Annotated in this window: 15 protein-coding genes; 7 read left to right on the top strand and 8 right to left on the bottom strand. The window is 70.3% G+C overall.

What is annotated here, in order from left to right; genetic code table 11:
• Positions 1-116: 116 nt before the first annotated feature.
• The 6 genes from soxY to AVS7_RS05935 form a co-directional block, all read right to left on the bottom strand.
• Positions 117-584, bottom strand: coding sequence for a thiosulfate oxidation carrier protein SoxY (gene soxY, locus AVS7_RS05910; protein WP_020227505.1), 468 nt, complete (start codon positions 582-584; stop codon positions 117-119).
• A 49-nt stretch (positions 585-633) separates the two neighbouring features.
• Positions 634-1692, bottom strand: a complete 1059-nt coding sequence (locus AVS7_RS05915) for a c-type cytochrome (protein ID WP_020227506.1) — start codon at positions 1690-1692, stop codon at positions 634-636.
• Positions 1676-3031 (bottom strand): sulfite dehydrogenase, encoded by a 1356-nt coding sequence (soxC, locus tag AVS7_RS05920; RefSeq protein WP_034690133.1) that lies wholly within the window; start codon positions 3029-3031, stop codon positions 1676-1678. The genes AVS7_RS05915 and soxC overlap by 17 nt, the downstream gene beginning before the upstream one ends.
• A 40-nt stretch (positions 3032-3071) precedes the next feature.
• Positions 3072-3383 (bottom strand): c-type cytochrome, encoded by a 312-nt coding sequence (locus AVS7_RS05925; RefSeq protein ID WP_020227508.1) that lies wholly within the window; start codon positions 3381-3383, stop codon positions 3072-3074.
• A 137-nt stretch (positions 3384-3520) separates the two neighbouring features.
• The gene (locus tag AVS7_RS05930) at positions 3521-3991 is read right to left on the bottom strand and encodes a hypothetical protein (protein ID WP_020227509.1); all 471 of its coding nucleotides are present in this window, start codon (positions 3989-3991) and stop codon (positions 3521-3523) included.
• The gene (locus AVS7_RS05935) at positions 3988-4980 is read right to left on the bottom strand and encodes an MBL fold metallo-hydrolase (protein ID WP_234449973.1); all 993 of its coding nucleotides are present in this window, start codon (positions 4978-4980) and stop codon (positions 3988-3990) included. Before AVS7_RS05935 ends, AVS7_RS05930 begins: the two co-directional genes overlap by 4 nt.
• 47 nt (positions 4981-5027) lie before the next feature.
• On the opposite strand from AVS7_RS05935, the gene AVS7_RS05940 reads away from it, so the two are divergent.
• Positions 5028-6137, top strand: a complete 1110-nt coding sequence (locus AVS7_RS05940) for a YeeE/YedE family protein (protein WP_020227511.1) — start codon at positions 5028-5030, stop codon at positions 6135-6137.
• A gap of 87 nt (positions 6138-6224) precedes the next feature.
• A complete protein-coding gene (locus AVS7_RS05945; protein ID WP_020227512.1) occupies positions 6225-6638 on the top strand; it encodes a DsrE family protein in 414 nt (137 codons plus the stop codon).
• Between the two features lie 12 nt (positions 6639-6650).
• On the opposite strand, the gene AVS7_RS05950 is transcribed toward AVS7_RS05945, so the two are convergent.
• Positions 6651-6974, bottom strand: coding sequence for a metalloregulator ArsR/SmtB family transcription factor (locus AVS7_RS05950; protein WP_020227513.1), 324 nt, complete (start codon positions 6972-6974; stop codon positions 6651-6653).
• Between the two features lie 177 nt (positions 6975-7151).
• Complete coding sequence (locus AVS7_RS05955) at positions 7152-8039, bottom strand: LysR substrate-binding domain-containing protein (RefSeq protein WP_020227514.1); 888 nt, start codon at positions 8037-8039, stop codon at positions 7152-7154.
• Between the two features lie 109 nt (positions 8040-8148).
• On the opposite strand from AVS7_RS05955, the gene AVS7_RS05960 reads away from it, so the two are divergent.
• Genes AVS7_RS05960 through AVS7_RS05980 form a run of 5 tightly spaced genes read left to right on the top strand, consistent with a single transcriptional unit; the run spans position 8149 to position 12687 of the window.
• Positions 8149-9144 (top strand): tripartite tricarboxylate transporter substrate binding protein, encoded by a 996-nt coding sequence (locus AVS7_RS05960; RefSeq protein ID WP_020227515.1) that lies wholly within the window; start codon positions 8149-8151, stop codon positions 9142-9144.
• Positions 9141-10061, top strand: a complete 921-nt coding sequence (locus AVS7_RS05965; protein ID WP_020227516.1) for an alpha/beta fold hydrolase — start codon at positions 9141-9143, stop codon at positions 10059-10061. The genes AVS7_RS05960 and AVS7_RS05965 overlap by 4 nt, the downstream gene beginning before the upstream one ends.
• Complete coding sequence (leuC, locus tag AVS7_RS05970; protein ID WP_020227517.1) at positions 10062-11480, top strand: 3-isopropylmalate dehydratase large subunit; 1419 nt, start codon at positions 10062-10064, stop codon at positions 11478-11480.
• The gene (leuD, locus tag AVS7_RS05975; protein ID WP_020227518.1) at positions 11477-12154 is read left to right on the top strand and encodes a 3-isopropylmalate dehydratase small subunit; all 678 of its coding nucleotides are present in this window, start codon (positions 11477-11479) and stop codon (positions 12152-12154) included. Before leuC ends, leuD begins: the two co-directional genes overlap by 4 nt.
• 59 nt (positions 12155-12213) lie before the next feature.
• Positions 12214-12687, top strand: coding sequence for an SRPBCC family protein (locus AVS7_RS05980; protein ID WP_020227519.1), 474 nt, complete (start codon positions 12214-12216; stop codon positions 12685-12687).
• Positions 12688-12737 lie beyond the last annotated feature (50 nt).

The following is a 12737-nucleotide window of genomic DNA, read 5'->3' on the forward strand; positions in this document are numbered from 1 at the left end:
GCCCCGAGCGAGGGCCACCGCGCAAGGGCCGCCCCGCCGCGCTGGTGGCGTCCCCCTTCCCGACGAAGCCGAGAGAAGGGGGAAGCGGCGCAGCCGCTCAGGGGGTTGTCCCTGCTTCAGCCGCCGCAGCCGCCGAGGGTGACCTTGACTTCCTTCTTGGCGTAGAAGGCCTTGCCGTCGTTGGTGATGGCCACGGCGTACACGTCGGACGACTGGCCGAGCTTGGCGCGCGTGAGGAAGTTGGGCTCCACGGCATCGGTCACGTTGAAGACTGCCACCATGGTGTTGGGGTTCTTCTCGACGAGCACGAGCAACTGCTTCACGCCGGCCAGCGTGGTCGCGGCGCCCAGCGGCACCACGGCGCCGTTCTCGGCGATGTCGGGGCCGGTGATGGTCACGTCCTTGCTCTCGGCGGGAGCGCCGGCGCCCAGGGCCTTGACCACATCGGCCACGGTCTTGGCGTCGAAGGCTTCCTTGTTGTAGGCCAGGGCCGTGCGCGGCAGCACGCCTGCGGCCACCAGCATGCCGGCGACGGCCAGGCTCTGCTGGAGGGCTGCTCTGCGAGAGGTCTTGCGAGAAATCATCGTCGTCTCCTGTTGCAATGAATCTGGGATGGGGGAGGGGATTGTGCGGTTACGGCTGGGCCGCGGCGCCGGCCAGCCAGCGCGCGATGGCCTGCGCCTCGTCGTCGCCGAGCGTTTGCGGCGGCATGGGGATGTTGCCCCACACGCCGCTGCTGCCCGAGCGGATGCGGCCTGCGATGTGGTCGGCCTGGCCGCCGTATTTCTTGGCGATGTCGGAGAAGGAGGGGCCCACGAGCTTGCTGTCCGCCGCGTGGCAGGCCGTGCAGGCGTTCTTTTCGAGCAGGGCGGTCGGCGCAGCGGCGCCTGCGGCCGCTGCCGGCTTGGCGGGGGCGGCGGCCGGGTCGGCCGTCTGTACGCCGCGCTGGGCGCCCACGGGCCGGTTCTGGTCCGCGAGGTTGCCGTGGTTGTTGCGCGCGAAGTCCGGCAGGCGCGACGCCACCTTGGGCTCCACGGGGCAGTCGCGCATGCAGGCCTTGGCGGCCGTGTCGGGCTTGCGGCCCTTGCCGAACTCGGGGCCGGGCCACAGGGCGTGGTCGGTCGTCATGCCGTTGCGGTTGGGCATGCGCGCCTGCACCTGGGCGATGTTCTTGTCCGAGAGCGTGAAGTCGTCGGGCACGATGCCACCGAGGTTGAGCAGATAGGCCGTGACGGCATAGACCTCCTCGGTGTTCAGCGTCTTGGGCTGATTCCAGGGCATGGCGCGGTGGATGTAGTCCCACAGCGTCGAGACGGTGGGCACCTTCATGAGCGTGGTGCGCCCCGGAAAGCCCGTGTCGCGCAGCCGCGCCACGCGGCCGGTCTGGATGTCGTCGGGCGTGGTGCCGCCCACGAGAGGGCTGAACACCTCGTTGGATTCGCCGAACACGCCGTGGCACGAGGCGCACTTGGATTCCCACACGTCCTGGCCGCGCTGCACGCTGCCGGAGCCGGTGGGCAGGCCCTTGAAGTCGGGACGCACGTCGATGTCCCAGGCCGCCACTTCCTTGGGTGTAGCGTCGCGGCCGATGCCGGGGTATGCAGCGGACTTGCCCTGCGCCTGGGCGCCCAGGCCCGCACAGAGCGCCGCCGCCAGCAGCGCGGCGCGCAGCAGATCAGGAGAGCTGGACATTGATCACCTCCCCGTTGGCCTGCACCGCCCAGGACTGGATGGCGTTGTTGTGGTAGATCGAGCGCGAGCCGCGTGCGGCGCGCAGTTGCTGGTAGCTGGGCTGCACGTGGCCGGTGTCGTCCATGGCGCGGCTCTGGATGATGGCGGGCTGGCCGTCCCACACCCAGTCGATGTTGAAGCGCGTGAGGCACTTTGACAGCACGGGCGACTCGAGCCGCGCGGTGCGCCAGTTGCGCCCGCCGTCCACGCTCACGTCCACGCGCTGGACCTTGCCGCGGCCGGACCAGGCCAGGCCCGTGATGTTGTAGAAGCCCTTGTCCAGCAGCATCTGGCCGCCCGAGGGCGTGGTCACCACGCTCTTGCATTCCTGGATGCTGGAGTATTGGCGGTGCTGGCCGTCGGGCATCAGGTCGATGTAGTGCACGGCCTCGTCCTTGGCGGCCCAGGGCTGGTCGCCCACCTCGATGCGGCGCAGGTATTTCACCCAGCTCACGCCCTGCACGCCGGGCACTACGAGGCGCAGTGGGTAGCCCTGTTCGGGCCGCAGCATCTCGCCGTTCTGGCCGTAGGCGACGAGCACCTCGCCGGACTCGATGAGTTCCATGGGGATCGTGCGCGTCATCGACGAGCCGTCCGCGCCCTCGGCCAGCACGAAGCGGCCTTTCTTGAGGTCGGCGCCCGCCATCTGCAGCAGCGTGATGAGCGGCACGCCCGTGAACTCGCTGCACGAGAGCATGCCGTGCGTGTACTGCACCGTGGGCACGGCCACGTTGCCCCATTCCATGCCGGTGTTGGCGCCGCACTCGATGAAGTGGAAGCGCGACACCGAGGGCAAGCGCATGATCTCGTCCATGGTGAAGACCTTGGCGGCCTTGACCATGCCGTTGACCATGAGGCGGTGCTGGGACGGGTCGATGTCCCACCAGCCCTGGTGGTGGCGCTCGAAGTGCAGGCCGCTGGGCGTGACGATGCCGAACAGCGACTGCAGCGGCGCGAACGACACCGATGCCTGCCGCGTCTGCGTCAGGCCCGGGCTGGTGCGGCGCTGCACGTTGGTTTCGTATTTCGAGGGCTTGCCGTAGCCTTCCGCGGCCACCGGCTGGCCCAGGCCCGTGCTGTGCGCGGGCAGCTTCAGAATGGCGGGATCGCCGTCGCCCGCGGCGGCCGCGCCTTGGGCGACCGCCGCGCTGGCGGCCACGCCCGAGGCCGCCGCGGCGAACGCATTGCGGATGAAGTCGCGCCGGCCGGCACGCGCCTCGGCGAAGACGGTGCCCACGCCGCTGCCCGGTATGAAGTTCTCGGGTGCCTTGCGCACCCGGCCTGAGATCCATGTCTGCAGATTCACGTCTGCTCCCGGCAATTGAAGAAGAGGGTGTGCATCAGCGTGCGCCCGTGAGGACCCAGGCGGCCAGGGTCTGGGCTTCGCTCTCGCTCAGCGTGGGCTGCGGCGGCATGGGCACGGGGCCCCACTTGCCCGAGCCGCCGGCCTTGATGCTGCGCGCCAGCGCGGCCTCGGCGTCCTTCTGTCCGGCGTACTTCTTCGCCACGTCCTGGAAGGCCGGGCCGACCAGTTTCTTGTCCAGCGCGTGGCAGGCCAGGCAGGCCTTCTGCTGGGCCAGGGCCTGGTTGGCGGAAGCGGCGAGGGGGCTCAGGGCTGCGGCCAGTCCCAGGGCGGCCAGGGCCGGTTTCATCGAGGGCGTCACTTGGGGTACTCCTTGGATCCGCTCTGCGGCGGTTCATTAAATAAGTATATGTTTATGTAATGATTCTAGAGGCGAAGACGAGGCCTCGCATGGCCGATCGCCTCAGTGAAAACCCTTGATGCGGGTCAGGCGCGGACCGCTGCGCGGGCCTGGGCCATGCGCTGGTCGAGATAGGCGCCGTAGAAGTCGGAGATGTAGCTTCCGCTCAGGCGCTCGGCCACCTCGCGGCCCGCGCGGCCGAAGAACAGCACGGTGGGCGCCACCGTCACGCCGAGCTCCTTCACCAGCGCGCCCTGCGTGGTCACGCGGCCTTCCCAGTCGCGCACGGGCCGCGGGTCGCGGAAGTCGATCTGCACGACGGCCATGCCTTCGCGCCATGCCGGCAGCAGGTAGTGCTCGCGCACGATGCGGCAGAACGGGCAGCCTGCGAGGCTGGCCATCACCACCAGCGGCTCGCGCCGCGCCAGCGCGGCCGCCAGGGCGCCGGCCATGGAGGAGGGCACGGGCAGCGCGCCCTCCGCGGCCAGCGCCGCAGGCAGCGTGCCGGCGAGCCCCACTCCCAGCAGCCATTCGCGCCGGCGCCAGGTCGGATTCATTGCGCCTCCCGCTCCATCAGCAGGTAGGTGTTGTAGGCATTCATGCGGTTGGCGGCCTGGAACAGGGGCAGGTGCGCGAATGCCGACCAGTCGGCCGCCTGGTAGGCCTCGTCGAACGGCGTCATGTCGCGTGCGGCCTGTCCCATCGACGTGCGCAGGTAGGCCAGGTAGTCGCGCGTGAGCCGCATGTCCTTGGCCGCCTCGGTCGAGGCCGGCCCATGCCCGGGCACGACCACCGTGGCGCCGAAGGCCAGCAGCTTGTCCAGCGACGAGATCCAGTTGCGGCTGTCGGCCTGGCCGACGAAGGGAATGCGGCTGCGGAACACGAGGTCGCCCGCATACAGCACCTGGGTAGCCGGTACGAACACCGCCAGATCCTCGGGCGTGTGCGCCGGCCCCACCGGCTGCACGACGAGGCGCGTGCCGCCGATGGTGAGTTCGCGCCGCCCGTCGATCCATTCGGTGGCGGCCACCAGGCGGGTCTGCGCGTCGATCCAGGGCGCCAGCTCCTCGCGAGAAGCTTGCAAGCGCAGCTGCGCGGTGTCGGCGTAGAGGTACTCGCGCCCGGCCTTGTGCGCGATGATGCGCGCGCCGGCCTCCTCGAACACCTGCAGGCCGTACACGTGGTCGGCGTGGTAGTGCGTCAGCACCACGTGCGTGACCTTCTGCGGCGTGATCTTGGCGATCTCGGCCAGCAGGCGGCGCGCCAGGGCTGGCGAGCCGAGCGCGTCGATCACCACCACCCCTGCGGGCGTGACCACGAAGCCGGCATTGGAGATGAAGTTCTGGTTGGCCGGCGATCCCAGCGCCGACAGGCCTTCCACATACCAGCAGCCGGGCGCCACCTCGCGCGGCACCATCGGCGGCGCAGCGGCGGGGCCACTGGCGGCTGCTTCCGCATAGCGCGCCCAGGCCAGCCCCAGGCCCGCCGACAGCGCCGCGCAACCGCAGCGCTGGAGAATTTGACGCCGATCAATCACGGATCGCATGAAGTCCCCTTACTATTTATCAGTTATTGCTTATTTAATTATTGAATATGGCGGTCGAACTGGCAAGCATGGTGGAGCGCTACGGTACCAGCGCTGCGTTGGCCGTGGGCGGCGCGGGTATCGGGGTGCTGTTCGGTTTCTTCGCGCAGCGCTCGCGCTTTTGCCTGCGCGCGGCGGTGATCGAGTTCTGGCACGGCAAGTTCGGCGAGAAGCTCTCCGTATGGCTGCTGGCGTTTTCGACGGCGCTGGTGGCCGTGCAGGCGCTGATCCTGGCCGGTGGGCTGGACGTGGGCAACGCGCGCCAGCTCGCCAACCGCGGCAGCCTCTCGGGCGCGCTGGCGGGCGGGCTGCTGTTCGGCGCGGGCATGATCATGACGCGCGGCTGCGCCAGCCGCCTGCTGGTGCTGTCGGCCAACGGCAATTTGCGCGCGCTGCTGTCGGGGCTTGTGTTCGCGGTCACGGCGCAGGCGGCGCTGTCGGGCAGCCTGGCACCGCTGCGCCTTGCGGTCGCCGGCTGGTGGACGGTGGAGGGCGGGGCGTCGCGCGATCTGCTGGCCCTGCTCGGCGCGGGCCGCCTCGCGGGGCTGGCCTTCGGCCTCGCGTGGATGGCGGTGGCGGTGTTCTTCTCGCTGCGCAGCGGCAACCGGCCGTGGATGTGGGTGGGCGGCGTGGGCAGCGGGCTGGCGGTGGCGCTGGCCTGGTGGTTCACCTATGCGGTGTCGCAGGCCAGCTTCGACGTGGTGCAGATCCAGGGCCTGACCTTCAGCGGCCCTTCGGCCGAATGGCTGATGCGCGTGCTGGCGAGCCCGGCGCCGGCGTTCGGATTCGACGCGGGCATGCTGCCCGGCGTGTTCGCCGGCTCGTTCATCGGCGCGCTGGTGGGGCGCGAGTTCAAGGTCGAGGGCTTCAAGGACGGCTACAGCATGGCGCGCTACATCGCCGGCGCGATGGCGATGGGCTTCGGCTCCATGCTGGCCGGCGGTTGCGCCGTGGGGGCGGGGATGACCGGCGGCGCGATCTTCGCCCTGACCGCCTGGCTCACGCTGCTGGGCATGTGGGGCGGCGCCGGCCTGATGGAGCGCTGGCTCGCCGAGCCGGTGCAGACCGCGCAGCCGCCCACGCAGCAGGCGCCGGTGGTGACGCCGGTGGCGCCTTAACCTGGATCTACGGGTGCTAATATAAGTGACGGGCGATTGAAAAGCGCCTATCCCGCAAGCCCCGCAGAACCACAAGGAGACGACACCATGAGACAAGCCTTTTTCGCCCTGCTGTTCGCGTTCTGCGCCGCCACCGCCAGCGCGCAGGACATCAAGGCCGTGTACCACGTGAACACCGGCGTCGAATCGGCGTCGCGCATCCTGGGCAACGTCACCAACCATCTCAATGCCGATCCGAAGGCCAAGATCGTGGTCGTGACGCACGGCGCGGGCATCGACTTCCTGCTCTCCGACGCCAAGGATGCCCAGGGGCGCGAGTTCAGCGGGCAGGTGAGCGCGCTGGCCTCGCGCGGGGTGGAGTTCCGCGCCTGCGGCAACACGATGGAGTCGCGCAAGATCGACGAGAGCCGCCTGCTGATGGAGGCCAAGGTCGTGCCCTCGGGCGTGGCCGAGGTGGCGCGCCTGCAGGCCAAGGAAGGCTACGCCTACCTCAAGCCTTGAGGGCCGTCTCCGTCACTCCTGGTCGATGGCGATCTGCACGCAGATGCTGCGGCACATCTGCACGACGTTGTCGTTGGTGATGAAGTAATAGATGCTCACGCCCTCGCGGCGGCGGCCCAGCACGCCGGCCTGGTACAGCGTGTTGAGGTGCTGGGACATGTTGGGCTGCGTGGTGTCGATCTCGGCGAGCAGCTCGCTCACGTTCTTCTCGCCGTTGCACAGCAGGCTGATGATCTTGAGCCGCATGGGCGCGGCCATGGCGCGGAACAGTTCCGCAGCGGTCTCAAAGACGCTGTCATCCTCGATCGCCGTTGATGTGGTGTGCGTGGTGCCCATGGAAGCCTGCCTTGTTTCCCGCGAGCCGGACGGCCTGCGGTGCCATTGGGTTCGTAGTCTACGCGGGAATACGCGATAGCCTCCTATACCGCTATATAAATCTGGATATTGCGAAAAAATCGGGCTTGATCGCTTGCTGCACAAGCGCAAGCAGCTATCGAAAGAGAAGTGCGGTGGTTAGCGTGCGAACCACTCGCAGAGAAATTCCGAAAGCGCCCGCGTCTTGGCCGACAGCTCGCTGCGCGTGGGATGCACGAGGTAGATGTCCGCCGGCGGAAGCTTCCACGTGGGCAGCACGGGGCGCAGCAGGCCGCTGTGCAGCGCATCTTCCACGTTCCACAGCGAGCGCAGCAGGATGCCCTGGCCGTCCAGCGCCCAGGCCAGCGCGGCGCCGCCGTCGTTGGTGCTCAAGGGGCTGGCGACCTTCACCGTCTCCTGCCGGTCGCCCTGGCGCAGATGCCACGTGCCGTAGGTCTCGTCGGCCTCGCGCAGCACGATGCAGCGGTGGCGCAGCAGGTCGGCGGGCGTGCGCGGCTCGCCGGCGGCGTCGAGGTAGGCGGGGGCAGCGCAGAGCACGCGCTCGTTGTCCATGAGCTTGCGGGCCGTCAGGCGCGAATCGGGCAGCTCGCCGAAGCGCACCACGGCGTCGAAGCCTTGTTCGACGAGGTTCACGGGGCGGTCGGTCAGGTGCAGCTGCAGTTCCACCTCGGGATAGCGCCGCGCGAAGGCCGAGAGCGCGGGTGCGAGCAGCAGCCGCCCGAAGCCCAGCGTGGCCGCAATGCGCAGCAGCCCGCGCGGCGTGCTGCGCGCGCCGGAGACGGTGCGCTCCAGCGCATCCAGCTCGGCCAGCACGCGGGCGCCCTCCAGCAGATAGGTCTCGCCCTCGGGCGTGGGGCGCATGCGCCGCGTGGTGCGGTGCAGGAGGCGCACGCCCAGGCGCTTTTCCAGCAGCGCCAGGCGCCGGCTGACGGCGGGCGCCGTCAGGCCCATCTGCTGCGCGGCGGCGGCGAGGCTGCCTTCCTTCATGAGCAGGGCGAAAAAGCGCAGGTCTGAAAAGCCGTCCATGGCAGATTCGTGCGTTTGACTTATGAATGAAATAAACCAGCAGGACTTTATGCGATTTTTATTCACTCATACCATTCACCCCATACCCACAAGCACAGGAGACAAGCCCATGACCATCCACTCCACCTCTTTCCCCCGCGCCACCCGCCGCTTCGCGCTGGGTGCGCTGGCAGGCCTGGCCCTGGCCGCCACGGGCGCCATGGCGCAAAGCTATCCGGCCAAGCCGGTCAGGCTCGTCGTGCCCTACGCGGCGGGCGGCAGCGCCGACATCGCCGCGCGGCTGATCACCGACGAATGGGCCCGCGCGCTCGGCGGCACGATGTTCGTCGAGAACAAGGGCGGCGCGGGCGGCAACATCGGCGTGGACATGGTGGCCAAGGCCCCGGCCGACGGCTACACCATCGGCCTGCAGACCGTGTCGCTGGCGATCAACCCGTCGCTCACGCCGAAGATGCCCTACGACACGCTCAAGGATCTGGCGCCCATCGGCATGGTGGTCAGCTCCCAGCACGTGCTGGTGGTGAACAACGACCTGCCTGCGCGCGATGTGAAGGAGCTGGTGGCGCTGCTCAAGGCCCAACCGGGCCGGTATTCCTACGGCTCGGCGGGGCCGGGCAGCACCTTCCACATGTCGGCCGAGCTGTTCAAGGCCGTCGCGGGCACGGACGTGGTGCACGTGCCCTACCGCGGCGGCGGCCCGGCGCTGGTGGACACCATGTCGGGCCAGGTGGCGATGAGCTTCCCCGTGCTCTCGGCCGCACGCCCGCACGTGCAGGCGGGCAAGCTGCGCGCGCTGGGCGTGACGGGGCCGCAGCGCTCGGCGCTGCTGCCCGACGTGCCCACCATCGCCGAGGCCGGCGTGCCCGGCTATGCGTTCGAGACCTGGTTCATGGTCTTCGCGCCCGCCGGCACGCCACAGCCCGTGCTGGACAAGCTCAACGCCACGCTGAACCAGGCGCTGGGCTCACCCGCGCTGAAGGAGCGCATGGTGCGTGAGGGCTTCGACCCCCTGCCCACCACCCCCGCGCAGGCGCGCACGCGCCTGCAGGCCGAGCTGGGCCAGTGGGCCAAGCTGATCAAGGAGCGCGGCATCACCGCCGAATGACGACCATGACCGACGACCTCGCCAGCCTCTACCCCGGCTTCTCCGCGCAGCACGTTCCCGTGGGCGGCGGCGTGCAGCTCCATACCCTTACGGGTGGCGAGGGGCCGCCGCTGCTGCTGGTGCACGGCCATCCGCAGACCCTGGCCATCTGGCACAAGGTGGCGCCGCGCCTGGCGCGGCATTTCTCGCTGGTGCTGGTGGACCTGCGCGGCTATGGCTATTCCGCCAAGCCCGCGCCGGGCGAGGGCGGCGAGGCCTATGCCAAGCGCCTGATGGCCGCCGACCTGCTGGCCGTGATGCGCCACCTGGGCCACGCGCGCTTTGCCGTGCTGGCCCACGACCGGGGCGCGCGCGTGGCGCACCGGCTCGCGGCCGACCATCCGCAGGCCGTGCGCCGCCTGGCGCTGCTGGACGTGGCGCCCACGCTGGCGATGTACGAGCAGGCGGGCGACGCCTTCGCGCGCGCCTACTGGCACTGGTTCTTCCTGATCCAGCCCGCGCCGCTGCCCGAGCGGCTCATCGAGGCCGACCCCGCCGCCTACGTGCGCGACGTCATGGGCCGGCGCAGCGCCGGGCTGGCGCCGTTCGACGCCCGCGCGCTCGCCGAATACCAGCGCTGCATCGCGCTGCCCGGCACGGCGGCGGGCATCTGCGGGGACTACCGCGCCAGCGCCGGCATCGACCTGGCGCACGACCGCGCCGACCGCGACGCAGGCCGGCTCCTGCCCATGCCGCTGCTGGCCCTGTGGGGCGAGCAGGGCGTGGTGCACCGCTGCTTCGACCCGCTGGCCGAGTGGCGCCGCGTGGCGCGCGATGTGCGCGGCCACCCGCTGCCCTGCGGCCACTACATCGCCGAGGAGGCGCCTGACGCGCTGCTGGACGCGGCGCTGCCCTTTCTTCTGCAAGGAGACGACTGAATGAGCGCCCCGCGCACCCTCTACCGCAAGCTGGTCGACAGCCACACCGTGGCCGCGCTCGACGCGCAGAACGTGCTGCTCTTCTGCGACCTGCACCTGATGAACGAATACACCAGCCCCCAGGCCTTCGCCGGCCTGCACGCCGCCGGGCGCGGCGTGCCCGTGCCGGGGCAGAACGTGGCGGTGGTGAGCCACATCATCCCCACGCACCCGGTGCGCCACCGCGTGATCCAGGACCCGCCCTCGGCACTGCAGGCCACGAACCTCAAGGCCAACTGCGACCGCCACGGCATCCCGCTGTTCGACACCAACGATCCGCTGCAGGGCATCGAGCACGTGGTGGCGCCCGAGCACGGCATGGTGCGCCCCGGCATGGTCATCCTCTGCGGCGACAGCCACACCACCACCTACGGCGCTCTGGGCGCGCTGGGCTTCGGCATCGGCACGTCGGAGGTGGAGCACGTGCTGGCCACGCAGACCCTGGCCTACCGCCTGGCGCGGGACATGCGCATCCGCGTGGACGGCGCGCTGCCGCCCGGCACTACGGCCAAGGACCTGGTGCTCTGCCTCATCAGCCGCATCGGCGCGCAGGGCGCGCGGGGCTACGTGGTGGAGTTCTGCGGCGCGGCCATCGAGGCGCTGTCGGTGGAGGCGCGCTTCACCCTCTGCAACATGGCCGTGGAGGCCGGCGCGCGCGGCGCGCTGATCGCGCCGGACGACAAGGCCGTTGCCTACGTGCTGGAGCGTGCGCCCGACATCGCGGGCGAGGTGCGCGCCCAGGCGCTCGCGCACTGGGCCACGCTGCGCAGCGACGAGGGCGCGCCGTTCGACGTGGAGCACCGCCTCGACGCCGCTGGCGTGGCCCCCTTCGTCACCTGGGGCACCAGCCCCGACCAGGCCGTGGCCGTCACCGGCACGGTGCCGCTGCCCCAGAGCCTGCCCGACCCGGTGCAGCGCGCCAGCGCCGAGCAGGCGCTGCGCTACACGGGCCTGGCGCCCGGCGCCGCGCTGGACGGCGTGCCGGTGCAGCACGTGTTCATCGGCTCGTGCACCAATGCGCGCATCGAAGACCTGCGCGAGGTCGCCCGCGTCGTCGGCACGCGCCGCGTGGCCGAGGGCGTGCGCGCCATGGTCGTGCCGGGCTCGGGCGCCGTGCGCCGCCAGGCGGAGGAGGAGGGCATCGCCCAGCGCCTGCAGGCCGCCGGCTTTGAATGGCGCCAGCCGGGCTGCTCCATGTGCCTGGCGATGAACGACGACGTGCTCGCCCCCGGCCAGCGTTGCGCCTCCACCACCAACCGCAACTTCGAGGGCCGCCAGGGCCGAGGCGCGATCACGCACCTGATGAGCCCCGCCATGGCCGCCGCCGCCGCCGTCACCGGCCGCATCATCGACGTGCGCCGCCTGGAGTCCACCGCATGAACACAGCACCCGAGAAGCACACCGTGATCCACGGCCGCGCCGCCGCCCTGGACATCGCCAACCTGGACACCGACCAGATCATGCCCAAGCAGTTCCTGCGCGGCATCGACAAGGCGGGTCTCGCCCAGGGCCTGCTCTACGACCTGCGCTTCGACGCGCAGGGCCGCGCACGGCCGGACTGCGTGCTCAATCGCCCCACGTTCGCTGGCGTGAACGTGCTGCTGGCCGGCCCCAACTACGGCTGCGGCTCCAGCCGCGAGCATGCGGTGTGGGGCATGCAGCAGTTCGGCTTCGAGGCGGTGGTGGCGCCGAGCTTCGGCGAAATCTTCTATTCCAACGCCGTCAACAACCGCCTGCTGCCCGCCATGGTCTCCGAGGCCGACGCCGCCGCGCTGCTGCGTGAGGCGGCCACCAGCGACGCGCCGCTGGCGCTGGAGATCGACCTGCAGCGCCTGCAGGTGCGCACGCCCGCGCTGTGCGCGCCGTTCACCCTGTCGGAGCGCCACCAGCGCATGTTCCTCGACGGACTGGACCTGATCGGCGCCTCGCTCACCCACGCGGCGCAGATCGCGGCCTTCGCCCAGGCGCACTGGCGGCGCCAGCCCTGGGTGCGCGACGTGGCGGCGCGCACGCGCACGCGGCTGGCTGGCGCAACTGGTAACACGGGCGGGTGACGGCGTGCCACCATGGGCCCACGGCGCATGTGCGCCGCGTGCCTCCGGGAGCCTTTGCGATGAATTCCTCCGCTGATTCGCCATCCACCGTGCGCCTGCACCGCGTGCTGCGCGCACCGCCCGAGCGGGTGTACCGCGCCTTCCTGGACGCGGACGCCATGGCCAAGTGGCTGCCGCCCTTCGGCTTCACCGGGCGCGTGCACAGCCTGGACGCACGCGTGGGCGGCAGCTACCGCATGTCGTTCACCAACCTGGGCAACGGGCAGCAGCATGCCTTCGGCGGCACCTACCTGGAGCTGGTGCCGGGCCAGCGGCTGCGCTACAGCGACGTGTTCGAAGACCCCGGCCTGCCCGGGGAGATGATCACCACGGTGGAGCTGCGTGCGGTGTCCGTAGGCACGGAACTGGCCGTGGTGCAGGAAGGCATTCCCGCCGTCATTCCGGCCGAGGCCTGCTACCTGGGCTGGCAGGAGTCGCTGCTGCAGCTGGCGCAACTGGTGGAAGCACAGGGGAACCTCTCAAAACCCCACTGATCCCTCGTTGATCGACAAGACCTGAGCCATCCCCCTGCCATGATCACGCC

The organism is Acidovorax sp. MR-S7, assembly GCF_000400995.2.
GTDB lineage: Bacteria > Pseudomonadota > Gammaproteobacteria > Burkholderiales > Burkholderiaceae_C > MR-S7.